Genomic DNA, 21,821 nt, shown 5'->3' with positions numbered 1-21,821 from the left:
AACGGTTATAGCTCCGAAGCGGCGATGGCGAAACCGGTATCCGACTCAGCGCACACAGCGGATGGGCGGCTCGGGTTCGCGATCTTCCCCGCCCATCAGGTTCCGCAGCGAACGCTCCCCGGAATCGCTGAAGACAATCACCCGGGAGTTTTCCAGGCGGCGCGCCCAGCCCAGGGCTTCGATCCGGTCGAGGAAGGCCGCGCCCAGCGCACCGGCCAGATGATCCCGACGCGCGCTCCAGTCCAGACAGGCGCGACAGAAGGTGCGTTTTGTGCGGGCCAGCGCGTCGGTGTCGATCCCCAGTTGCCGGAACCACAACTGGCCGTGATCGGTCAGACGAAGCCCGCCACGTCCCTCCCGCAGCACACCATTCTCCAGCATGCCGTGGAAGGCATAGACGCCCATCTCGCCGGCCAGATGGTCGTAACAGATGCGCGCCTTGCGCAGGGCGTGATCCCGCGGGCCGGTCCGCGGACGCTGGTCCTCGGCGATGGCCGTCATGCCCATCAGGGATTCCAGCAACTGCGCCACATCCGCACCCGCCAGCCGATAGTAGCGATGCCGTCCCTGGCGGACGACCCGGAGCAGGCCGGCCCCAAGCAGCTTGGCCAGATGCGAGCTCATGGTCTGGCGGGTCACGCCGGCGCTGTCGGCCAGTTCGGTGGCGGTCAGCGCACAGCCTGACATCAACGTGGAAAGCGCCGCGGCCCGGGCGTTGTCACCGATCAGTGCCGCGACACGGACGATGTTCGGTCCCTCAGCCATGGTTCGATCCGGGTCGAATCGTCAGGCGGTGGTCGGGTGCTAGCGTCGTCATTGTCCAATACCTCACAGGGAAACGGTCCATGAGTATCACTTGTATCATCCGCTATGAAATCGATCCGTTCCAGAGCGACGCCTTCCGGCAATATGCCGCAAACTGGGGACAGATCATTCCCCGCTGCGGTGGCCACCTGGTGGGCTACTTCCTGCCGCACGAAGGCACCAACAACGTCGCCTGGGGCCTGATCGCCTTTGCCAGTCTGGCCGACTACGAAACCTACCGGCGACGCCTGAAAACGGACGAGGCAGGCCGCGCCAACTTCACCCTCGCCCAGGAACAGCGTTTCATCCTGAAGGAGGAACGTACGTTTGTGGAGACGGTCGACAGCACCCTGGGCGTGGCGGCCCACCCGCAAGGAGACGCCCCATGATTGCCGTAATCTTTGAAGTGGAACCCCACGCCGGGCACCGGCAGGCCTACCTCGACACCGCCGCCGCCCTGCGCGCCCACCTGGAAACCATCGACGGATTCCTGTCGATCGAGCGCTTCGAAAGCCTGACCCAGCCGGGCAAGCTGCTGTCGCTCTCCTTCTGGCGGGACGAAGCCGCCATACGGCAGTGGCGGCAACTCGATGTGCACCGAGGCGCGCAGCACAAGGGTCGCCAAAGCTACTTCGCCGATTATCGGCTGCGGGTGGCCGGGGTGATCCGGGACTACGGCATGCACGACCGCGCCCAGGCGCCGGAAGACTCGCAGCAGGTGCACCCGGCCCGGTAGGCGGACGCCGGCGAGCGGACGAAGCCAGCCACGCTTCAGTGTGTGTCCGCTAGAACGCCGTAGTAATCAGGTAGGCGGTGTAGGCGCCGTAGGCGACCATCAGCACCGCCCCTTCGAACCGGTTGATCCGCCCCGGGCCGCGGAACCCGTAGCCGATCACGAACAGCGACAGGGTAAGGGCGGACATCACCATGATGTCGCGCCAGAACACCTCCGGCCCGACGCTCATAGGCTGGATCACGCCGGCCAGCCCCACCACCGCCAGCGTATTGAACAGGTTCGAGCCCAGCACGTTGCCCAGCGCCAGGTCGTGCTCGCCCTTGCGGGTGGCGATCACGGACGAGGCCAGCTCGGGCAGCGACGTGCCCACGGCGACAATCGTCAAACCGATGATCAGGTCACTGACGCCGAAGCCGCTGGCGATCTCCACCGCGCCCCACACCAGGATGCGGGAGCTGACGATCAGCAGCACCAGGCCCACCACCAGCCAGGTCAGCGAGCGGTTGAGCGGCATGGGACGGGCATCCAGTTCCTGCGCCATCTCGCCGCCCAGCGGATCGGCCTTCTGACGCATACCCTGAACGATCGTCCAGCCCATCAGGCCGGCGAACACCACCAGCAGGACGATGGCTTCAAACCGCGTCACGCGGCCGTCCCAGAGCTGCCAGGCGGCGAGGGCGGTGACAAGCGCCAGTAGCGGCAGCTCCTTGCGCAGGATCTGCGAATGCACCGCAATCGGCGCGATGACCGCCGTCAGGCCCAGGATCAGGGCGATGTTGGTGATGTTGGAGCCGTAAGCGTTGCCCAGGGCGATGCCCGGATTGCCCTGACTGGCCGCCAGCACCGACACCACCATCTCCGGCGCCGAGGTGCCAAAGCCCACCACCACCATGCCGATCAGCAAGGGCGGCATCCCGAAATGGCGGGCACTGGCGGCAGCCCCGTCGACAAAGCGGTCGGCACTCCAGACCAGCAGGGCCAATCCGGCGATTACGGCAATGAAAGCGAGCGTCATGGATCGATTCCGGTTATGCGATGTAAAGCAGAGAGCGTTGGGCTGGGGTCATTATAGACACGGCATTGGCTAACTCATGACAGGAATGGCGAAAGAAACGGTGGTGTTTTGATGGATACCCAATATGGGTATAAAATTACCCATATTGGGTATAACAGGTTTATGACGATGCCAACACATGACACCCGGTCTTCGAGAACGAGCCTGGCGGATGCCTTGTTTTCGAAAACCCGCCAAAAAATGCTGCGCCTTTTTTTTGCCAGCCAGGGAAAGGACTTCTCCATTGCCGAGCTGATCGACCAGGCGAATGCCGGGTCCGGTGCGGTCCAACGGGAATTGGAGCGCCTCGTCGATAGCGGGCTCGTCAGGGCCAGAACGCTGGGGCGTCAGAAACGCTACCAGGCCAACGTGAACTCACCCATCTATTCGGAATTATCGTCACTGGTTGGCAAGATACTGGGGCCAGAACAGCACATTGCAGACGCTCTCCAATCGATTGCCGACCAAATCAGCCTCGCGCTGATCTATGGCTCGGTGGCGCGCAAGACAGACCACGCCGACAGCGACATCGACCTCATGCTCGTCTCGGACTCGCTGACCCTGGAAGACGTTTTCGCAGCTGTGGAGCCGGTTGAATCCGCCCTTGGCCGTCCCATCAATCCCACGCTCTACAAGCACGAAGAGTTTGATAAGCGCAGGACGAGCAACAATCCGTTTCTGACGAAGGTCCTGGATGGACCCTATATACTGTTGAAAGGAAGCATCGATGAATACAGAAGCACTGGATAACCTTGTCAGAACCGGCAAGCTTCACCATGAAGCGGCCGATTCAGGCGAGGTCCAAGGATTGATCCAGTCTGGCAGCACCCGGCTGAAAGACGCCAACCTGTCATCTCTAAGCCTGGAAAGCCGCTTTGACCTGTCATACAACGCGGCCCACGCCTTATCCCTGGCGGCGTTGCGCCATTTGGGTTATCGGTCGGATAATCGATACCTCGTATTTCAATGTCTGCAGCACACACTCAATCTCGCGGCTACCAAGTGGCGCGTCGTCGACCAGGCCCATCGGAAGCGCAACCTTGCGGAGTACGAAGGTATCATCGATGTTGACGAGGCAACCGTGGCCAGCCTGTTGGCCGTTGCCGAAGAGATCCGACTGGCCGTGATTGAGCTAACGCAACACGATCAAACCTGATACCCAAAATGGGCAAAATCTTACCCATTTTGGGTAGACAGGAAGCCTCCCCCCAACACCAACACTCACTCGCCATCGGCAAAGAACGTCTCGTGCTTGCGGAACGGCCCGGTATTGTGGCTCGGCTCGAACGGCTTGAGCCCGTCCGCCTGGCTCAGTTGCGCCACCATCTGGCGGTTGAAGGGGGAATGGGTGGGGTCGGCGATGTAGGTGTGCCAGTCGACCCAGCGGGCCTCGGCGATCTCGTCCGTGTCCTGAATATCGATTGTTTCAGACGTCGGCGCCAGCCGGCACACGAAATAGAGATTCGACTTGCCGAAGCGGAAGGGATGGCGCGTGGTGAAGCCGACGATGGACTGGAAGTCGGCCTCCACACCGGTTTCTTCCCAGACTTCCCGCACCACCGCTTCCTCGATGCGCTCCCCCAGCTCCACGTGACCGCCCGGCAGCTTGAAGCCGGCCATGCCCTGCTCCCGGATCACCAGGATCTGACCCGCTCCGTTTGTCACGATCGCGCCGGCGCCGATGGTGTGGGTGGGGATGAAGGGCACGAACTCGGTCGTGGGCGCCTTCAGGATCAGCGTCAGCTCGTCTTCCTGGCAGTTGTGGAACACAAAGCCCAGATCCGTAGCCATCGCCACGAGGTGCGACTGGCGAATCGACAGGGTCAGCCAGACGATGTTCTTGGCCTCGCGGCGGGCGAACGTGACGATGTCCTGAAGCGATTGATGAAAAGCGCTGGCGTCCTCCGGGATGGCGTCCGTTTGGATGATAACGCCGTTGAACGGGTCCAGTTCGAACTGCAAAGCGGTACCTTTTGTTGGGTGCGGCTGAGGCGGAGCGTACAGTCTATCGGCCAGGACTCTAGCGGAATCTGTCCAGCCCGGCTATGGCCACGAGCCGGCTGGGTCCGTGAGAAAACCGGATGCCGTGCCAGAGAGCACCACCAGAGCTCACTTTAATGACTTCGAAGTCAGTTTATTTAATAATTACTCAGTAAATTGACCAAAACCGATTTAAGGCGCAGTATACTGACCCAGTAGATGATTTAATTCTAACTCAGTCATTATATTGAATGAGGTACCCTGACATGACTGACGAGGTGCGTACGAAATCCACTGTCATTACGGCGCTTAAAGACCAAATAGCATCCATGCAGAAGCTGGTGGATGATCTGGAGCACTCGACCACACCCGACCTCCGCCAGATCGGGCATTTACCGGAACTGCTCAGGGAGCGGCGGGAACAACTCAAGCTGAGTCCCGTGGAGACCGCAGAACTGGCCGGCCTGTCGCCGAATACCTACCGCACCCTGGAACGCGCCGATGGCAACCCACGGCTGGAAACGCTGGAGAGCGTCGGTCAGGTTCTCAATTTCAGGCTCTGGATCGAGATGGTATGAGAGCGAACGTCTACCTGTACGGCGAGCTGGCCGGTACGCTGGAACGGACGCCGGCGGGTGAAGTGATTTTCCAGTACAACCCGGATTACCTCGCCATGGCTCGACCGCCGCTGAGCATGAGCCTGCCGTTGCAGGAGGCCCCTTTTGTCTCCAGCGGGCTTCCCGGCTATTTCAGCGGCCTGGTGAGCGAAGGTTGGCTCAAGCGCGTGCAATCGCAACAGCAGCACATCGATCCAGACGACCAGTTTGCACTGCTGGTCCACAACGGCCAGGACCTTCCGGGAGCGGTGACCATTGAACTGTCAGATTTGCCTTAAGGATGCGGGCCATAGCCCGTACCACCCAGCCTGCCTGAGGGCGCTTTTTGGACACCCGAAAGTCTCGACGGATCTGGCCGAGACGCGGGGCGACCTTGTCCGTGAGATGCCCCGGAAAACCCAGGGCTTTTCCATCAGCGGCGTTCAGATCAAAGCCCAACTGAAAGTCTGTGACGGGAGACTGGCGCTGGTGGATCACGACGGTGAACTGATCCTCAAGCCCAGTCCGGAGGCTTTCGAATACGTCGCCGAAAACGAGCACCTGACCATGACGCTCATGCGCCAGGTGGGGTTTGACGTGCCGCCGTGTGGCCTGATCACCCTGCAGGACGGCCACCGGGTCTTTGTGATCCGTCGCTACGACCGGACATCCGGCGGCAAGCGCCATCAGGAGGATGCGATGCAGGCCCTCGGCATCCACAATGCGACATCCGGCTCCAAATACGACTCGGCGAGTTACGCCGACGTACTGGCTCTCACCAAGGCGCGCTGCGGAAGCGCGGTTGCGGCCAGGCTGCTGGATCGCCTGGTCTTCTCATACCTGGTCGGCAACGACGATCATCACCTCAAGAACATCAGCTTTATCCTGGAACGCCCGGTCACCCTGGCGCCCGCCTACGATACGCTGGCTTCCAGCCTCTACAACCAGGGCGGCCAGGTGATGGCGCTCCGATTCTTTCCGGACCGGGAGCCGGCCTACTTCGCCGAAATGGGCAACGGCCACTACTCGGGCTCCGATTTTGTCGAGCTGGCCAAGAGCGCGGGCCTGGCCGAAAAAGCCGCCAAAAGCCGCATTGAACGACTGGCTCTACAGACCGAAAAACGGGCGCCGGACCTGATCCGGTCGAGCTACCTGCCGGACGAGATGAAGGGGCGTTATCAGACTCTGGTGTCTGAAAGACTTGGGTTTATTCGGGTTATGTAGGGGTAATCTGGGCGGAGTTTGCATGGCTAGCGGTCACTCAGAAAAGGCCCCAAAAACTCGCCCGCCTCTTGTGAACAAACGCCCTGAATGATGTCTATTCCAGCGTGGCGCAACTTCGCCAACCCTTGGCCGTTGTTCCTCGGGTCGGGATCGACCAGCGCAACAACCACACGGCGAATACCGCGATCGATGAACGCCTCAGCACATGAGGGCGTTCGCCCGTGGAAGGAACAGGGCTCAAGCGTCACGTAGGCGGTAACGTCCGATAAAGCCCCTGTGCACTTGGACAGAGCATCAGCTTCGGCATGGCATTCACCAGGCGATTTGGTGTACCCCGTCGAGATCACGACCTCATCGCGAACTAAGACGCACCCGACTGGGGGATTCGGGAGGCATTGTGGCAACGCCTTGCGGGATTCTGAAAGGGCAAGAGCCATGAAAGATTCGTGTGATGCCACTTTTAAAACCTGTGCGGATTATATCTTGCGACGAAAAATCTCCCAGCGGTTCACTAATCAAAATAATGCTAGATATTTTGAAGTAAAGTACGTCTATCCAGGTTTGTGCCCATTCGCTCAAGCCTAATTGACAGCACCGCGTGATCGGTCACTGGCGCTTTGTCACTAGGGCCAGCGAGCACTATACTGTTCCACTCTGCGATATACTCAGCTTCGGCAATCTCCAACGATTCCGACGCAATCGCATGATCAATCCTTGATGACCGCTGACCATTTGTAGATATAAAACTCCAGTCTCCGACTGGGTTAGGAATGTAGTAATCGGAGTGAAATGAAAACCCAACTTTGGGGACTGAGCGCGCGATGCCCACGAAAGGATCGTAGTTCAAATCCCCAAGCAAGATCATTCGCTTTGCCTTTGACTCCGCCGCTATTTCGGCGATCTCTCTCCAGTAAGCCTCTTTCTTTATCCGTGAGTTATATGCCGGAGCACGAATTCCGACGATATCAAGCTCACTCTCGGGAAGCGAAACATGAAGGAAGTTTGAAAAAGCTGCCGAATCGTATTTAGGAGATGGTAGTGAACCACGCACCATGGGTTTCTTTGAGCACGCGAGAATCTGATTGTTTCCTGCGGTAGGTTCCGACAACTCGATGTGAGAATAGCCAAGATCACGAAGTTCTCTGTAAAAGCTTTCTCGCGACGGCCCATCGACATACTCGTTCAGCGTAACGACATCGGGCGAATACGATTCTAGGAAATGACCAACCTCAGCCGGAATCCTTTTCTCCCGGGTACGGTGATTTAAGTTCCAAGCAATGATCCTCAATCTGCCTCCTATGTTTAGAACCCTTGTTAGTTGGCGACATTATTTCCGGTAAAGGCACGTTCGGTGGAGATCTATTAAGTAAAATAAATCCGTCCCGGTTTCGCCGCTGGTGGGCATCCTGGCGGAAAAATAAATGGATTCGGGTTTCTCTCTATCGCCACGCATGCTTTATGACAAACTCGACCCCACCAATATCCTCCACTTTTTCCGGTGGTGGACATGACAGCACGAAGCTTTTTGTTTCACTAAGCTCATACTTCGAGTAGCTAAAATAATCCTGGCAGTCCGATAACACCACACTGTTTCGATCTCGGGCAATTGCAGCCATAGCCAACTCGTTCTCAGCATCGGTAACGGGAGGGTTGAGATCACCTTCAAGCTCACCGGATATCAATAGCTCACTTTGCGAAGACGGGTGGTCGATAATGCGTGTCGCATAGGATTTGACCTCAAGGTTCTTCTGATCAGTAAGCTGCCAGTCTCGCTCCCATGCTTCTTCTCCATCGAAAGCCCAAATCACATTACCCAGCGCACATGCCAGAAAGAAAAAAGAAACTAAAGAGCCAGCCCCCCATAAAAGTCCTTTTTTAAAGCTTTGATTCAAGATATTCACTCCATTTATAAGTACCTAGCGCTTTCAATGAACTCGCAAGGCAACTCCGCCCGATTGTCCATTGGTCGCTATGATTCGCGGTAAGGATCGCCTGTTTTACTGCAGAAAATAAATCTGTCCCGGTTTCTTGCGCATATAGACCTACCATTAAGTGCAGCTGCGTATGTTGCGCAGCAGTACACGTCGGCTGGGCGCGCCTGGTTAGGCACCGGCTCCTATTTGAACCAATACGCTCTCATCGCCACCAACCTGAACTTGGAGCGACCCATCTGGGTTTTCGTAAACTTCGCCGGCTATCAAAGACAAGAACGAACCCGCCACAACTAGATTGATGCGTTCAATATCGCCCGCGAAATCTCTAAACACTTGCACAGAATCAATTGAGCCACTTGGTAATTCCGCGAGCGATCGTGTTCGAAAAATTCCCTCATGGTCGGCTCGAAAACCTGAGCTACTGGGCAGGCGGGTCAACATCAGGCCCCAGTTATCGTTATTTTGATAAGTGGAGATCTCAAGCTGTTCATCTAACTCCAGCCGTGCATGCAGTACTAAAAGTTGCAAAAACGGAACTGAAGGTTCCATGAAGCTTGGGAGGCCATCTGGCCCCCATTCTCGAAGCGCCATTTCAACGCCATGCCAGTCAACAACACGAAGGCCGACGAGCTTCTGAAATTCTGCGACTTGAGTTGCTACAAACGACATGGTGTCCCTGCTGCCTAGCGCTGAAATAAGCGGCGGCCCGAAAGGTGCGTCCGGTGGAGGCCGAAGCCCGGAACGGGCTTGATTGATTGGTTATGTTTCACCAAAACTTCCACCACGGCTTTGTGTTCTTTAGTTGGGCCTCCGTGAGTATGCCGCTCTTGCGCCGCGCCTCAATCATCTTGGAGAAAGCAGCAAAATCATGCGCCTCTTCGTTCGCTACATACATCAAACTCCCAAAGTATTTGGCGTAGTCATTCAGATAGAGACCATCATCTCCATAGTACTCTGACGCATATTGATTTCCTTCTTCGTTAAAGTCTTCGTCGGTCAGCTTGCCGTCACAATACTTAAAGAAGAATTCTGTAGCCGATAGCTCGCCGGAAACGACTTTTGCGACATCCTCTGGCTCTTCTTCAACATGAAGCTCTCCCACCCACCCTTGAGCAAAGCACCACTTCATAAAGAGAGCGATATGTACTCCGCCGTATTCTTCCGGTGAGTCGGCCGGAAAATCTCCCCCGTAATGCCAACTGGCATCATCGTATTTCATGCCGTGCCCCTTGAAAAATAACGCCGCCAACAGCGGCCGAGCGTAGCAAGGTCCAGCCCCGAAGGAGTGATGCTGCTTCGCCTTGTTAAATGTTGGCTATTCATAGATTTTCCCGCAGTATAAAAACACTGCGAACTGCTTCCATTTGTTGTCGGCTAGCTCTCCACGTTGCCTCAAACCAAAATCAGAGACTTCAGCCCAAGCAACAGCAGACTCTAAAAAATCCGCGATAGTGTTGTTGGCCCAGCCTTCAGTAAAGCACGCTTCATCTGTTGGCTTTCCTTCATGCGGAACTCTGTCTGCAATAAGGACTTTGACGAAAGCAAGAAATGACTCTTCGTCTTTTACTTCCTCAAGAACTTCATGGACTTCCTTCATAGCTCTCTTAGGCATTTAACGCCGTGAGCAGGCGCGGAAAAACTGGAGCGAAGCGGAGGTTTTTACGTCGCGCTGCCTTACCTTGTTAGGTGATTTAGCCACAAACCCACGTGCCATCTGGATTTTGCTTAGCGCCTGCATATGCTCCGCCACAAACCCAAGTGCCATTAGGATTTTGTTTGGCACCCGCGTAATTTCCTCCACAAACCCATGTGCCATTTGGATTTTGTTTCGCACCTGCGTAACCGCCACCGCATACCCAAGTACCATTAGGATTCTGCTTGGCACCGGCATACGCTCCACCGCATACCCACGAGCCATCGGGGTTTTGCTTTGCCCCTGCGTAAGCGCTGCCGCAAACCCACGTACCATTTGGATTCTGTTTTGCGCCGGCGTATCCGTAATATTTTCTATCTTCTGACATAGTGGATTCCTTGTGTTCACCTAACGCCCGGCTCACGCGCCGGTTTGGAGCCGCGAAGCGGCGGAAAATCGGTCGCAGTGCAGCCGATTGTTAGCAGAATCATCTAAGCAATTTATTGATGGTGTTACCTATCTCGAATACTAGCCGAGTCTCTCGATTAAACTCAGATTCCAAGAAATCGTTTACGCTCCTAGCACGAAAGCATTGCGCGTCATAAGTGAAAGAAGGAAAGACAAGCTCCTTCATTTCCGCACCTGAGCGCCTCAAGTTGAAATTGAAACTAAGGCTCACAATGCTCCTGTGTTTTGAGTAATTAGCCAGAGCACACAAATAGTTATAGTCATCATGATCAACTAGCTGATCAAGACCTTCCTTTATTTCCTTAAAATTCTGATTGGCGCCGAGCCATTTTCGAATTTTTCCCAGACTAATATCACGATCTTTTTTTGCGTGGCTCAAATCAAAGGCATAATAAATTACGTGCGCGAGAATATCTGAGACACTGTGAAGGCTTTGGACGCATCCGACTATGTGAGCTCTAGCACGAAATTTATTGTCTTCTAGTTCCTCTCTTTGAGGTCCACTACCAGTAAACACCAGCCGAAACAGTTCCATTTCCGGGTAGCTATCGTCCATGTAGGACTGCATAAGTTCCTTGGCCTCATGATAGTGGTAACGAGCAAATTCCTGGCGTTCCACAATCGAGTTTAAACAAGGTGTGAGACTCGCGTAGGCGGGCTTACCATGCTTTCTAAGCACATTCTCTTTGAGTTCCTTGAGATTCCAGTCCAAAGCTCTCCCCTAGATAGTGCTAACGCTGGGTGGCAGGGGCGCGACGTTAGGAGCGTCCCTTGCCCGCCTTGGTTATATCTTTTGATAGGCTGCTGGCAACATCCCGGCCTTCGTTAGATAGGCCCCAATTTGTGCGCCGACTGACACCTACCTGCACTACCAGATCGTTTTCACGTAGCCAGTTTAGTTTGGAAACTACAGCCGGCTTGGACAACCCGGTTTCTTGGCAGATACCTCCGATCGAGCGCCACGTATAATTGGAACTGTTGAGAGCTGTAATGACCCGCCTCGTAGTTTCATCGAACCCGTAAGAATGAACCTGAAACCCACTGAATCCCTGCTCATTATCGGGCTCCGCTTCTTTTGCAACCATAGCCTCAAGCTGATCCTTCATCTCAGCTTCAAACCCACCCCCTTTGAAGCGCTTAAGGCGGTCAAGATTTGCAAATGCCAAACCCAGCGCACCCGCGACGACACACACACCTGCTTCAGCAGGCTTACCCAAAGTTCCCAGAATGACTGGAGCACCGAGCAAGACAATGAACGAGGCGATTTTAGCGAGCTGAATTTTCATGCATCCTCTTCTTTGCGATATAACGCTTGCATAAGCGGCGCCCGACTAGGGCGTCCGGTGGAGGCCCATCGGGCCGGAACAGACTTAATGCACTTGTTACAAGCTCACTCAAAAACTGGCCTCATAAAACTGCGCTCGCAGCTCAGTACACAGCGAGTTTCTTCGGCGTATTTGAAGGCGGCCTGGCAACCTGAGTCTCGAAACGAGGCCTCACGGTATTTTTCATAGGCTGCCAGAGACTCGAATGTGAATAGCGCGATGGCGATATTGTTAGCTCCCTCGGAGGGCAAGAAATAACCATGATGCTGACCGCCGAATTTCTGAACCAGGGGAATCCACATTTTCGCGTAGCGCTCGAACTCGGCGGCTTTGTAGGGATCTATGACCTACTTAAGGTAGCAGGTAACCACTTGAACTCCCTTTCAGTTGGCCTTGTAACAGTAATTAGACCGCGTTCCGCGATATTGAATATACGCGCGTTCTCGATAACAACACGTTTTACCCACACTCCATGACACTTCTTTTCATTTAAAAACAAAAAGATAGGTCAAATTCGTCTGCCTCGCCGCGCATTCGCGTGACCGCCGCCTTTTGTCATTTCAATAACACCGTAGCCTATTACGACAGGGTGTCACGATCCACCTATCGCCCCGACTTCTTGGTCCCCATCTTTGCCTCGGCCGTCATCGGATCTTCCGGCCAGGGGTGTTTGGGGTAGCGCCCGCGCTGTTCCTTTCTCACCTGGGGATACACCTCCCGCCAGAAGTTGGCCAGGTCGGCGGTGACGGCCAGGGGGCGTTGGGCGGGGGACAGGAGGTGGATGACCACCGGCAGGCGGCCGTTGGCGAGTCTCGGCGTTTCGGTCCAGCCGAACAGGGCCTGGAGTTTGGCGGCCAGGACGGGGCCATTGTCGGCGCTGTAGTCGAGGCGGATGGACTGGCCCGTGGGGATCTCGAGCGCGGTGGGCAGCTCGCGTTTGAGGGTCTGCTGCTGGGCGTAGTCGAGCCGGCTTTGCAGGGCGTCGATCAGGGCGACCTGTTGCAGGCCTTTCCAGTTGCGGACGCCGGCCAGGAAGGGCGCCAGCCACTGGTCGAGGCTGTCCAGCAGGGCCGCTTCCGAGGTGTCCGGCCAGGCGTCCGGTTCCAGCGCCCGCATGTGCTGGACGCGGGCGCGCCACTGCCTCGCGGCGTCGGTCCAGGGCAGGCTGTCGAGGCCCTTTTCCCGCACGGCGTTGAGCAGGCCGAGCTGGATCTGTTCGGGGCCGGGGTCGGGCAGGGCCTTTTCGTCGAGGATCAGCCGGCCCAGGCGGCGTACGCGGCGGGCGATGACGGTGCCCCGGGCGTCGTCCCAGCGGGCGTCGTCGACGGTGTCGATGTGCTCGGCCAGGTCGCTTTCCAGGGTGGCGCGGTCGGTGGCGGCGGCCAGGAAGATGCGGGACTCGCGGGCCTGGCCGTCCAGGTCGGCGGCCACCAGCCAGTCTTCCCGGCCCAGGGCGTCTTCGTCCCCCAGGCGGGCGCCGCGGCCGTTGCTGAGCTGGTAGCGGTTGGCGTCGCCGGGGCGGCGGCGGGCGATGCGGTCCGGGTAGGCGAGTGCCAGCAGGCGCCCGACCGGCTGGGCGTCATCCCGGTCGCGCGCGTCTTTCTGCGGCAGCAGGCGGTCCACGGCGCGCCTGAGGGCATCGAGGCGGTGGCGGTCCAGGTTGGGGGCGCGGTAGTCCCCGGTCAGCACCTGCACCCGGTGCAACAGGTCGGCGCCGGCCTGGGGGCCGAGCAGGTCGCGGTCGCCCAGCAGCGCGGCGAGGCGGGCGGCGGTCTGTGGATAACCCCGTTCGCGGCCTTTGAGGACCATATGCGCCAGCCGGGGGTGGATGCCCAGCGCCCGGGCGCGGCGGCCGTGGTCGGTGATGGCGCCGTCGCGATCGAGCAGGTCGAGCCATTGCAGCAGCTCGACGGCCTGGGCCCAGTGGGCGGGCGGCGGCGCGTCCAGCCATTCCAGGTCGGCCGGGTCGCGCGCGCCCCACTGGGCCAGTTCCAGCGCCAGGGGTGCCAGGTCGGCTTCGAGGATCTCCGGCGGGGTGAAGGCGGGCAGGCCCTGCTGTTCGGACTCGCCCCACAGGCGATAGCACACGCCCGGCTCCACCCGTCCGGCGCGGCCCTTACGCTGCTCGGCGGCGGCCTGGGACACGCGGCCGGTGATCAGGCGGGTCATGCCGCTGTTGGGATCGAAACGGGCCCGGCGCGCCTGGCCGGCGTCGATCACCACACGCACGCCTTCGATGGTCAGGCTGGTCTCGGCGATGGCGGTGGCCAGCACGATCTTGCGCTCACCGGCCGGGGCGGGCTGGATGGCGCGGTCCTGCTCCTCGCCCTTGAGGTTGCCGTAAAGTGGGGTCAGGTGGGTGCCCGGTGGCAGATGCGGGCGGATCAGGCGCTCCACCAGCCGGATTTCCCCCGCGCCGGGGAGAAAAGTGAGGATTGAGCCCGTTTGCGCGTCCAGCGCCTCGCGGATCACCGCCACCACATGGTCGGGCAGGCGTGCCGGCTGGCCGCCCCGGCTGGGCAGGGGCCGGTAGTGCACCTCCACCGGATACGCCCGCCCCTCGCTGGTGAGCACCGGGGCGTCGTCCAGCAGCGCCGCCAGGGGCGCGGTGTCGAGGGTGGCGGACATGACCAGCACCCGCAGGTCGTCGCGCAGCGCCTGCTGGGACTCCCGCACCAGGGCCAGCCCGAGGTCCGCCTGCAGGGAGCGCTCGTGGAATTCGTCGAACAGCACGGCGGCGTAGTCCTCCAGCGCCGGGTCCTGCTGGATCAGGCGGGTGAGGATGCCTTCGGTGACCACTTCAATACGGGTGCGGGCGGAGACTCTGGTGTCCAGCCGGGTGCGGTAGCCGACGGTCTCGCCGGGCTTCTCCCCCAGTTGCTGCGCCATGAAGCGGGCGGCGGCCCGGGCGGCGATGCGGCGCGGCTCCAGCATGAGGATGCGGCCGTCGCCGCGCCAGTCGGCGTCGAGCAGGGCCAGGGGCACGCGGGTGGTCTTGCCGGCGCCGGGCGGCGCCTGCAGCAGCACGGTGGTTGTCTGGGCCAGGGTGGTCTGGAGGTCGGGGATCAGGGCGTCGATGGGTAGCATGGGGAGATCATGCCGGGACTGGGGGAAAACTCAAGGTGTGGTGTCTGTTGCGGTCTTCCGTCGACAAGGCCCATCACCCGCTGCGGTGCCCCTGGCAATCGGCCGGCAGCCCGGCGGGCAGCTCCGAAGCTGAAGCTTCGGCTACATTGAGCGCGTCTTTCTGAAGGTGTCGGAGGGGAGAAAGTAGAAAAAAGCCCACCGTCCGGGAGGGTTGGGTTCTCCGGGTGGACGGTGGGCAACAACGTCGACACTCGAAGGGCGGTGCCGGATCGTCTTAAACCTTAACAACGACGCTCACACTGATAGTCAGCACCTCCTTACCAGGACCAGGTGGCCGCCAGGGTACCGAAGGTGAGTTCGTCCTTGTTGGTCTTGTCGGGGCTGCTGGTCCCCCTGAGGATCAACGTGGCCTGGAAGCCGTTCCAGTGCCAGCCGGCGCCGACGCCCGCCTGCCAGATGAACGGGTTCTGGTCGTAGGTGTAGGGATCGGCATGGTGATCCATATAGGAGTAAGGCACCCACTGGCCACCGACACCGGCGAACACGGACCAGCCCATACCCGGCGCATCGGTGGAGCCGGGCAACGCCAGGGTGGACGAGGCGCCGGACGTCAGGGGCACGAAGTCCTGGGGCAGGTTCTCGCCCAGGCGCCAGACCAGGCCGGTCTGGGCGTTGGTGATGAAGTTCGAGGCGGTGACGCCCGCGCCCCAGCTCACTTCGTTCTGCAGCCCCTCTCCCGCCGGCGTGCGGAAGAAACGGCGGGCGTGATAGGCCTCCAGGCCGCCGACGGCATCCTGGCCGATCTGGTTGTCCCAGCCCTGGGGCTCGGTGCTGCCGGTGAGCTTGTGCACCCATTCCTGGGTGCGGCGGGCGCCGGAATCCGGCCCCACCACGCCGACGATCAGGCCGTAGCCGGTGATCCAGTCGTCGTTCCAGCTCCACAGGGTCAGCGAGCCGTCCAGGTAGCCGGCGTAGGGAATGTCGTCATACTGGGGTTCGCTGGACTCGATGTTCTCGGGCGTAAACATCAACTGGCGCAGGCTGAAGGCCAGCGCGTGCTGGTCGCCCGCCGCGCCGATACCGGGCAGCCAGTCCAGGCCATCCCGCGCGTGGGCGGCGAGACAGACCGAACAATCGTCATCCACCTCGGCGGCGTCGGTCAGATAGGACAGCCGGCCGCCGTTGGTGTAGCCCTTGTCGCTCGCCGTCAGCAGGTCGTTGTCCCAGGAAATGTTGAAAGTGCCGGCCATGGCATCGGGCGCGACGCCGGCCAGGCACGCCACAACGGCGTACATCCATCCCGGATACGGTGCCGATCGTGCCATCTTCATCAGCTTTGGGCCTGTCACGGCAGTCCCCCTGTGGTTGAGTCGCGCCGGATCTGTCGGATGGCGCGGGTCCAGTGGAAAAAGCCCGCCGTCCAAGAGGGTTGGGTTCAGGGGTTGGACGGCGGGCAGAAAACGGGTTCGTCAGGTGGCCCCTCAGAACCGGTAGGTGACGATCACGCTGCCGAACCATTGATTGGCGTCGCCCACATCCTCGACGATGGGGCTGTCCGCCGCGTCGCCGAACAGGCGGCTGTAGCGGGCAATGGACGTGACGTCCCAATTGCGGGCAGCGTGATAGGTCAGGCGACCGTTGAGACTGGCACGCAGGAAGGCGCCGTCCGGATCGTAGGCGGCCAGGCCGGAACGGGCCGCGCCGGCGTCGGAGACGCTGAACAGGGCGTCGTTCCAGTCTTCGCTGGCCCAGGTGGCGCCCGGGCCGACACCGTAGCTCCATTGGGGCGACAGGCGGCCACGAAACCTCAGGTAGGAGCGCAGCCGCACGCCGTCCAGATCGCCGCCCACCGGGGCTGCCAGCTCGGTGTTGAACTGCCAGGGGCCCGGGGTCCAGCTCAGCAGGACGCCGGCCATGGCACTGTCGTCCACTTCGTCGAGGTCGGAGATGTCGCCGACGTCGTCGCGGCCGCGCTCGTAGGAAATCACCGGCGAGATGCTCAGTTGCTCGGTCTTCACCACCTGCCAGCCAATGCCGGTGATGGGGTTGATGAACAGGCGTCCCAGGCGAGCTTCCACCACGGGGATCGGAATCGCCTCGTAGGTGTCGGCGCCCCGGTACTCCGGGGCCACCCCGACGCCCACGCCGAGGTTGAATCGCCACTCGTTGGCATCCGGGGTTTCCGGCGCCTCGTCCTGGGCCAGTGCGCCGGCGCTGGACAGCCCCAGCACCATGGCGATTAACGGCTTGCCGATTGTCATCGTCGCTCCTTTATTGCTTCCGTCCGGAAAACACGCCTGTCCGGACATCCATTGTTGTGCTGAGCAACAGCTTACGCGGCCTGTGTTGCAACAGACCTACGCGCCCGGCGCATCCTCGTCACTGGCCGCCGTCTTGCCGATCACGGTGGTCTGGTCCGCGGACTCACCCCCGCCCAGCGCCCGGTACAGGGTGATGCGGTTGGTCAGCTTCTGCAGTTTGACGTCGACCAGGGTCTGGCGCGCGCTGAGCAGTTCCCGACGGGCGTCGAGCACCGCCAGGTAGTCATCGGCGCCGGCTTCGTAGCGGCTCTCCGCCAGCTCCAGCGAACGCTCGGTGGCGGTGACCAGGGCGGCCTGGGCCTGTTCCTGGTCTTTCAGGAAGTTGCGCGCCGAGAGGGCGTCGGACACTTCCTGGAAGGCGGTCTGGATGGTCTGCTCATAGCTGGCGACCTGCTGGTCGCGGCGCACTTCGGCCAGGTCCAGGTTGGCCTGGTTCTCGCCGCCGGTGAAGATCGGCAGGTTGATGCTGGGCGCAAAACTCCAGGCGCCGGAACCCCCGTCGAACAGGCCGGACAGCTCGCTGCTGGCGGTACCGGCGGAGCCGGTCAGGGTGATGCTCGGGTAGAACGCCGCCCGCGCCGCGCCGATGTTGGCGCTGGCCGCTTTCAGGCTGTATTCCGCCTGACGGATGTCCGGGCGCTGCAGCAGGATGTTGGAAGACAGACCAGCCGGCACGTCGGACAACATGGCCACGGCCGGATCGATCAGGCTGTCGTCCGGAATCACCGGAACCGGGCCACCGACCAGCACGGCCAGGGCGTTGCGGTCCTGGGCCACCAGGCGACGGTACTGGGCGCGGTTGCTGCGCGCGGTTTCCAGGGCGATCTCCGCCTGGCGCACGTCCAGCTCGGAGCCCAGGCCGGCGTCGAAGCGGTTACGCACCAGGTCCACCGATTCCTGCTGGGACTCGACGGTGTCTTCACTGATGCGCAGGTTCTGCTTGTCCGCCAGCAGGGTCAGGTAGGCGTTGGCCACTTCCGAGACCAGGGTGATCTGCGCGCTGCGGCGGGCTTCCTCGGTGCTCAGGTAGCTCTGCAGGGCGGATTCCTTGAGGCTGCGCACCCGGCCGAACAGGTCCAGCTCGTAGGACGCTACGCCCAGGTTCACGCCGTACTCACTGGAGATGGTGCTGCTGCCGGTGGAGCTCAGGTCCGCCGGCACCCGCGAACGGGAGCCATCCGCGTTGACGCCGATTTCCGGGAACAGCGCGGCACCTTCGATGCCGTACTGGGCGCGGGCCTCGGCCACGTCGAGCATGGCCAGGCGCAGGTCACGGTTGTTGGCCAGGGCGGTATGGACCAAAGCCCGCAACTGGGAATCGCTGAACAGGGACTCCCAGCCGGGCAGGACGACCGAATCGGCCGTCCCGTTCCTGTCGCCCACTTCTTGCGGCACCGGTGAATCCGGCCGCTGGTAGTCAGGCATCAGGGTGCAGCCGCCCAGGGTCAGGGCAACCAGCACCGCAGGGGTCAGTCGCTTCATGCGCGTCCCTCCGTTTGTTCGAGCGCCGGGGTGTCCCCACGGTCGTCCGATGATTCGTCTTTCGCGGTGCTACCGGTGAGCGGCACGCCGGACAGCTTGCGCACCACCACGTAGAACAGCGGGATGAAGAAGATGGCCAGCACGGTGGCCGCCACCACGCCGCCGAACACGCCGGTACCGATGGCGTTACGCGCGCCGGAGCCCGCGCCGGAGCTGAGCATCAGCGGGGTGACGCCCAGGCCGAAGGCCAGGGAGGTCATCAGGATCGGGCGCAGTCGCATGCGCACCGCGTCCAGGGTGCCCCGCAACAGGCCACGGCCCTGCTGCTCCAGTTCCAGCGCGAATTCGCAGATCAGGATCGCGTTCTTGGCCGACAGGCCGATGGTGGTCAGCAGCCCCACCTGGAAGAACACATCGTTATCCAGCCCGCGCAGGCTCGCCGCCAACACCGCACCGATGACGCCCAGCGGCACCACCATCATCACGGCGAACGGAATCGACCAGCTTTCGTACAGCGCCGCCAGGCACAGGAACACCACGATCATGGACAGCGCGTAGAGCGCCGGAGCCTGGTTGCCCGCCTGCTTCTCCTGGTAGGAGAGGCCGGTCCACTCGGAACCGAAGCCGCCGGACAACCCACTCACCAGTTTCTCCATTTCGGCCATCGCCTCACCGGTGCTGTAGCCGGGCGCGGCGTTGCCCTGGATGTTCATGGCGGAGACGCCGTTGTACCGCTGCAACTGCTGCGGGCCGTAGGTCCATTCGCCCTCGGAGAAGCTGGAGAAAGGCACCATCTCACCGTCGTCGTTGCGCACATACCAGTTTTCGATGTCGTCCGGCAGCATCCGGTACGGGGCGTCCGCCTGGACGTAGACCCGCTTGATCCGGCCGCGGTCGGTGAAATCGTTAACGTAGCTGGAGCCCCAGGCCACCTGCATGGTGGTATTGACGTCGTTCAGGGAGACACCCATGGCCTTGGCCTTCTGGCGATCCACGTCGAGACGATACTGGGGCGCGTCCGGCAGGCCGTTATAGCGCACCTGGGTCAGGGCCGGGTTCTGGTTGGCCTCGCCCAGCAGTTTGTTGGTCGCCTCCACCAGGGCATCGTGTCCGGCGGCGCCGCGGTCCTGCAGCTGCAGGTTGAAACCGCTGGCCACACCCAGTTCCGGGATCGACGGCGGGTTGAGGGCGAAGATGATCGCCTCACGTACCTGCGAGAACTCGGCCATGGCGCGGCCGATGATGGCGTTGACCCCATTCTTCTCCAGGTCCCGGTCTTCCCAGTCCTTCAGGCGCACGAACGCCAGGCCCGAGTTCTGGCCACGGCCGGCAAAGCTGAAGCCGGCCACGGTGAAGATGGACTGCACCGCCTCTTTCTCGTCGTTGAGGAAGTGGTCTTCCATCTTCTTCAGCACGTCGATGGTCTGCTGCTGGGTGGAGCCCACCGGCAACTGCACCTGGGCCAGCAGGATGCCCTGGTCTTCCTCCGGCAGGAACGCCGACGGCAGACGCTGGAAGCTGTAGCCCAGCACACCCACGATGACCACGTAGATCAGCATGTAGCGGCCACGACGGCCCAGGATCTTCTCCACCCGGCCCTGGTAGCGGCCGGTGGCTTTCTCGAAGCTGCGGTTGAACCAGCCGAAGAAACCACCCTTGGTGTGGTGATCGCCCTTGTGCGGCTTGAGCATGGTGGCGCACAGGGCCGGCGTCAGGATCAGGGCCACCAGCACCGACAGCACCATGGCGGAGACGATGGTGATGGAGAACTGGCGGTAGATGGCGCCGGTGGAGCCGGGGAAGAAGGCCATGGGCACGAACACGGCCGACAGCACCAGCGCGATGCCCACCAGGGCGCCGGTGATCTGGCCCATCGATTTGCGCGTGGCCTCGACCGGCCCCAGGCCTTCCTCGGCCATCACCCGTTCCACGTTCTCCACCACGACGATGGCGTCATCCACCAATAGCCCGATGGCAAGCACCATCCCGAACATGGTCAGGGTGTTCACCGTAAAACCGCAGGCGAAGAGGATGCCAAAGGTCCCGAGCAGGACCACCGGCACGGCGATCGTCGGGATCAGCGTGGCGCGGAAGTTCTGCAGGAACAGGTACATGACCAGGAACACCAGCACGATGCCTTCGAACAGGGTCTTGACCACTTCTTCGATGGAGATCTTCACGAACGGCGTGGTGTCGTAGGGGTACTGGACTTCCAACCCTTCCGGGAAGTAGGCGCTCAGTTCGTCGATCCGGTCACGCACCCGGTTGGCGGTATCCAGGGCGTTGGCGCCGGACGCCAGGTTGATGCCCAGACCGGCCGCCGCCTGGCCATTGAATCGGCCGCGAATGGAGTAATCCTCGGCGCCCAGGGTGATGCGGGCCACGTCGTGGAGGCGCACCTTGGAACCGTCGGAGGTCACTTTCAGCAGAATCTTGCCGAATTCCTCCGGCGAGGACAGCAGCGTCTGTACCACGATGGTGGCGTTCATCTGCTGCTGGTCGACGGACGGCGAGCCACCCAGCTGACCGCCGGTGACCTGATTGTTCTGCACTTCGATGGCCGAGGTCACATCGGACGGGGTCAGGCTGTACTCGTTGAGCTTGTTGGGATCGAGCCACACACGCATGGAGTACTCGGCGCCGAACAGCTGGGTCTGGCCCACGCCCTGCACCCGGCTGATGGGGTCCTTGATGTTGGAGCCCACGTAGTCGGCGATGTCTTCCTGGGCCATGGAGCCGTCGCTGGAGGTGAAGCCCAGTACCATCAGGAAGCTGTCGGAAGATTTGGTCACCTCGACGCCCTGCTGCTGCACCGAGGTGGGCAGGCGTGGCGTGGCCAGCTGCAGCTTGTTCTGCACCTGGACCTGGGCGATGTCCGGATCGGTGCCCGGGGCGAAGGTCAGGGTGACCTGCGCGTTGCCGCTGGAGTCACTGGTGGACGCCATGTACAGCAGGTTGTCGATGCCGTTCATCTGCTGCTCGATCACCTGGGTAACCGAGTCTTCCACGGCTTCGGAGGACGCACCGGAGTAGGTGGCGGAGATCGTCACCTCGGGCGGCGCCACGGTGGGGTACTGCTCCACCGGCAGGTTATAGATCGACAGAGCCCCCGCCATCATCAGGACGATGGCGATGACCCAGGCGAAAATCGGTCGGTCAATAAAGAAACGTGCCATT

25 protein-coding genes are annotated in these 21,821 nt (G+C 60.8%); 7 read left to right on the top strand and 18 right to left on the bottom strand.

What is annotated here, in order from left to right; translation table 11 throughout:
- Window positions 1–45: 45 nt before the first annotated feature.
- Window positions 46–765: an ArsR/SmtB family transcription factor gene (locus GQB00_RS17240; RefSeq protein ID WP_165857226.1), complete on the bottom strand. Its 720-nt coding sequence runs from the start codon at window positions 763–765 to the stop codon at window positions 46–48.
- 80 nt (window positions 766–845) lie between these two features.
- Here GQB00_RS17240 and GQB00_RS17235 point away from each other — a divergent pair, with 80 nt between their 5' ends.
- Entirely contained in the window at window positions 846–1,193 is a 348-nt protein-coding gene (locus tag GQB00_RS17235; RefSeq protein ID WP_111497250.1) for an NIPSNAP family protein, read from the top strand.
- Window positions 1,190–1,540, top strand: a complete 351-nt coding sequence (locus GQB00_RS17230) for an antibiotic biosynthesis monooxygenase family protein (RefSeq protein ID WP_111497251.1) — start codon at window positions 1,190–1,192, stop codon at window positions 1,538–1,540. The genes GQB00_RS17235 and GQB00_RS17230 overlap by 4 nt, the downstream gene beginning before the upstream one ends.
- Before the next feature lie 49 nt (window positions 1,541–1,589).
- Here the strand turns inward: GQB00_RS17230 and GQB00_RS17225 are convergent, their stop codons facing one another.
- Entirely contained in the window at window positions 1,590–2,555 is a 966-nt protein-coding gene (locus tag GQB00_RS17225; RefSeq protein ID WP_111497252.1) for a calcium/sodium antiporter, read from the bottom strand.
- Window positions 2,556–2,666: 111 nt separating this feature from the next.
- Here GQB00_RS17225 and GQB00_RS17220 point away from each other — a divergent pair, with 111 nt between their 5' ends.
- A complete protein-coding gene (locus tag GQB00_RS17220; protein WP_228276885.1) occupies window positions 2,667–3,344 on the top strand; it encodes a nucleotidyltransferase domain-containing protein in 678 nt (225 codons plus the stop codon).
- Complete coding sequence (locus tag GQB00_RS17215; protein WP_165857225.1) at window positions 3,322–3,750, top strand: hypothetical protein; 429 nt, start codon at window positions 3,322–3,324, stop codon at window positions 3,748–3,750. Before GQB00_RS17220 ends, GQB00_RS17215 begins: the two co-directional genes overlap by 23 nt.
- Before the next feature lie 65 nt (window positions 3,751–3,815).
- On the opposite strand, the gene GQB00_RS17210 is transcribed toward GQB00_RS17215, so the two are convergent.
- Window positions 3,816–4,556, bottom strand: a complete 741-nt coding sequence (locus GQB00_RS17210) for an NUDIX hydrolase (protein ID WP_165857224.1) — start codon at window positions 4,554–4,556, stop codon at window positions 3,816–3,818.
- A gap of 284 nt (window positions 4,557–4,840) precedes the next feature.
- On the opposite strand from GQB00_RS17210, the gene GQB00_RS17205 reads away from it, so the two are divergent.
- From GQB00_RS17205 to GQB00_RS17195, 3 genes are all read left to right on the top strand, one after another.
- Window positions 4,841–5,152: a helix-turn-helix domain-containing protein gene (locus GQB00_RS17205; RefSeq protein WP_165857223.1), complete on the top strand. Its 312-nt coding sequence runs from the start codon at window positions 4,841–4,843 to the stop codon at window positions 5,150–5,152.
- Window positions 5,149–5,469: a HipA N-terminal domain-containing protein gene (locus GQB00_RS17200; protein ID WP_165857222.1), complete on the top strand. Its 321-nt coding sequence runs from the start codon at window positions 5,149–5,151 to the stop codon at window positions 5,467–5,469. Before GQB00_RS17205 ends, GQB00_RS17200 begins: the two co-directional genes overlap by 4 nt.
- A 106-nt stretch (window positions 5,470–5,575) precedes the next feature.
- On the top strand, window positions 5,576–6,394 hold the full coding sequence (locus tag GQB00_RS17195) for a HipA domain-containing protein (protein ID WP_165857221.1): 819 nt from the start codon (window positions 5,576–5,578) through the stop codon (window positions 6,392–6,394).
- 26 nt (window positions 6,395–6,420) lie between these two features.
- On the opposite strand, the gene GQB00_RS17190 is transcribed toward GQB00_RS17195, so the two are convergent.
- From GQB00_RS17190 to GQB00_RS17120, 15 genes are all read right to left on the bottom strand, one after another.
- Window positions 6,421–6,852 carry a bifunctional diaminohydroxyphosphoribosylaminopyrimidine deaminase/5-amino-6-(5-phosphoribosylamino)uracil reductase RibD gene (locus tag GQB00_RS17190; protein WP_323127300.1) on the bottom strand — a complete coding sequence of 144 codons (432 nt, stop codon included), beginning with the start codon at window positions 6,850–6,852 and terminating at the stop codon, window positions 6,421–6,423.
- A gap of 68 nt (window positions 6,853–6,920) precedes the next feature.
- A complete protein-coding gene (locus tag GQB00_RS17185) occupies window positions 6,921–7,682 on the bottom strand; it encodes an endonuclease/exonuclease/phosphatase family protein (protein WP_165857219.1) in 762 nt (253 codons plus the stop codon).
- A 151-nt stretch (window positions 7,683–7,833) separates the two neighbouring features.
- Window positions 7,834–8,286, bottom strand: a complete 453-nt coding sequence (locus GQB00_RS17180) for a hypothetical protein (RefSeq protein WP_165857218.1) — start codon at window positions 8,284–8,286, stop codon at window positions 7,834–7,836.
- Window positions 8,287–8,496: 210 nt separating this feature from the next.
- Window positions 8,497–8,997, bottom strand: coding sequence for a hypothetical protein (locus GQB00_RS17175; protein ID WP_165857217.1), 501 nt, complete (start codon window positions 8,995–8,997; stop codon window positions 8,497–8,499).
- 97 nt (window positions 8,998–9,094) lie between these two features.
- The gene (locus GQB00_RS17170) at window positions 9,095–9,547 is read right to left on the bottom strand and encodes a hypothetical protein (RefSeq protein ID WP_165857216.1); all 453 of its coding nucleotides are present in this window, start codon (window positions 9,545–9,547) and stop codon (window positions 9,095–9,097) included.
- Between the two features lie 96 nt (window positions 9,548–9,643).
- Entirely contained in the window at window positions 9,644–9,925 is a 282-nt protein-coding gene (locus tag GQB00_RS17165; RefSeq protein WP_165857215.1) for a hypothetical protein, read from the bottom strand.
- 94 nt (window positions 9,926–10,019) lie between these two features.
- Window positions 10,020–10,349: a hypothetical protein gene (locus GQB00_RS17160; RefSeq protein ID WP_165857214.1), complete on the bottom strand. Its 330-nt coding sequence runs from the start codon at window positions 10,347–10,349 to the stop codon at window positions 10,020–10,022.
- A gap of 99 nt (window positions 10,350–10,448) precedes the next feature.
- Window positions 10,449–11,141, bottom strand: a complete 693-nt coding sequence (locus GQB00_RS17155) for a hypothetical protein (protein WP_165857213.1) — start codon at window positions 11,139–11,141, stop codon at window positions 10,449–10,451.
- 46 nt (window positions 11,142–11,187) lie between these two features.
- Entirely contained in the window at window positions 11,188–11,715 is a 528-nt protein-coding gene (locus GQB00_RS17150; protein ID WP_165857212.1) for an ArsR family transcriptional regulator, read from the bottom strand.
- Between the two features lie 104 nt (window positions 11,716–11,819).
- Window positions 11,820–12,098, bottom strand: coding sequence for an NIPSNAP family protein (locus GQB00_RS17145; protein WP_323127309.1), 279 nt, complete (start codon window positions 12,096–12,098; stop codon window positions 11,820–11,822).
- 259 nt (window positions 12,099–12,357) lie between these two features.
- Window positions 12,358–14,841: an ATP-dependent helicase HrpB gene (gene hrpB, locus GQB00_RS17140; RefSeq protein ID WP_165857211.1), complete on the bottom strand. Its 2,484-nt coding sequence runs from the start codon at window positions 14,839–14,841 to the stop codon at window positions 12,358–12,360.
- 317 nt (window positions 14,842–15,158) lie between these two features.
- The gene (locus GQB00_RS17135; RefSeq protein ID WP_207950848.1) at window positions 15,159–16,166 is read right to left on the bottom strand and encodes a lipid A deacylase LpxR family protein; all 1,008 of its coding nucleotides are present in this window, start codon (window positions 16,164–16,166) and stop codon (window positions 15,159–15,161) included.
- A gap of 156 nt (window positions 16,167–16,322) precedes the next feature.
- A complete protein-coding gene (locus GQB00_RS17130) occupies window positions 16,323–17,102 on the bottom strand; it encodes a MipA/OmpV family protein (RefSeq protein ID WP_111498468.1) in 780 nt (259 codons plus the stop codon).
- 96 nt (window positions 17,103–17,198) lie between these two features.
- On the bottom strand, window positions 17,199–18,644 hold the full coding sequence (locus tag GQB00_RS17125) for an efflux transporter outer membrane subunit (RefSeq protein WP_165857210.1): 1,446 nt from the start codon (window positions 18,642–18,644) through the stop codon (window positions 17,199–17,201).
- On the bottom strand, window positions 18,641–21,820 hold the full coding sequence (locus tag GQB00_RS17120; protein ID WP_165857209.1) for an efflux RND transporter permease subunit: 3,180 nt from the start codon (window positions 21,818–21,820) through the stop codon (window positions 18,641–18,643). The genes GQB00_RS17125 and GQB00_RS17120 overlap by 4 nt, the downstream gene beginning before the upstream one ends.
- Window position 21,821: the final 1 nt, after the last annotated feature.

It is taken from the genome of Marinobacter sp. JSM 1782161 (genome assembly GCF_011421605.1).
Classification (GTDB): Bacteria; Pseudomonadota; Gammaproteobacteria; order Pseudomonadales; family Oleiphilaceae; genus Marinobacter_A; species Marinobacter_A bohaiensis.
Note: the sequence above shows the minus strand (reverse complement) of the source record. Positions and strands in the feature narration are given on the sequence as shown.

Excerpts from the sequence above, each read along its gene's own strand:
- GQB00_RS17135 (WP_207950848.1), bottom strand. The coding sequence starts at position 16,166 with ATGGCACGATCGGCACCGTATCCGGGATGGATGTACGCCGTTGTGGCG.
- GQB00_RS17235 (WP_111497250.1), top strand. The coding sequence starts at position 846 with ATGAGTATCACTTGTATCATCCGCTATGAAATCGATCCGTTCCAGAGC.
- GQB00_RS17125 (WP_165857210.1), bottom strand. The coding sequence starts at position 18,644 with ATGAAGCGACTGACCCCTGCGGTGCTGGTTGCCCTGACCCTGGGCGGC.
- GQB00_RS17130 (WP_111498468.1), bottom strand. The coding sequence starts at position 17,102 with ATGACAATCGGCAAGCCGTTAATCGCCATGGTGCTGGGGCTGTCCAGC.
- GQB00_RS17240 (WP_165857226.1), bottom strand. The coding sequence starts at position 765 with ATGGCTGAGGGACCGAACATCGTCCGTGTCGCGGCACTGATCGGTGAC.
- GQB00_RS17120 (WP_165857209.1), bottom strand. The coding sequence starts at position 21,820 with ATGGCACGTTTCTTTATTGACCGACCGATTTTCGCCTGGGTCATCGCC.
- GQB00_RS17230 (WP_111497251.1), top strand. The coding sequence starts at position 1,190 with ATGATTGCCGTAATCTTTGAAGTGGAACCCCACGCCGGGCACCGGCAG.
- GQB00_RS17215 (WP_165857225.1), top strand. The coding sequence starts at position 3,322 with ATGAATACAGAAGCACTGGATAACCTTGTCAGAACCGGCAAGCTTCAC.
- GQB00_RS17195 (WP_165857221.1), top strand. The coding sequence starts at position 5,576 with ATGCCCCGGAAAACCCAGGGCTTTTCCATCAGCGGCGTTCAGATCAAA.
- GQB00_RS17225 (WP_111497252.1), bottom strand. The coding sequence starts at position 2,555 with ATGACGCTCGCTTTCATTGCCGTAATCGCCGGATTGGCCCTGCTGGTC.
- GQB00_RS17150 (WP_165857212.1), bottom strand. The coding sequence starts at position 11,715 with ATGAAAATTCAGCTCGCTAAAATCGCCTCGTTCATTGTCTTGCTCGGT.
- GQB00_RS17175 (WP_165857217.1), bottom strand. The coding sequence starts at position 8,997 with ATGTCGTTTGTAGCAACTCAAGTCGCAGAATTTCAGAAGCTCGTCGGC.
- GQB00_RS17200 (WP_165857222.1), top strand. The coding sequence starts at position 5,149 with ATGAGAGCGAACGTCTACCTGTACGGCGAGCTGGCCGGTACGCTGGAA.
- GQB00_RS17170 (WP_165857216.1), bottom strand. The coding sequence starts at position 9,547 with ATGAAATACGATGATGCCAGTTGGCATTACGGGGGAGATTTTCCGGCC.
- GQB00_RS17220 (WP_228276885.1), top strand. The coding sequence starts at position 2,667 with ATGGATACCCAATATGGGTATAAAATTACCCATATTGGGTATAACAGG.
- GQB00_RS17160 (WP_165857214.1), bottom strand. The coding sequence starts at position 10,349 with ATGTCAGAAGATAGAAAATATTACGGATACGCCGGCGCAAAACAGAAT.
- hrpB (WP_165857211.1), bottom strand. The coding sequence starts at position 14,841 with ATGCTACCCATCGACGCCCTGATCCCCGACCTCCAGACCACCCTGGCC.
- GQB00_RS17205 (WP_165857223.1), top strand. The coding sequence starts at position 4,841 with ATGACTGACGAGGTGCGTACGAAATCCACTGTCATTACGGCGCTTAAA.
- GQB00_RS17165 (WP_165857215.1), bottom strand. The coding sequence starts at position 9,925 with ATGAAGGAAGTCCATGAAGTTCTTGAGGAAGTAAAAGACGAAGAGTCA.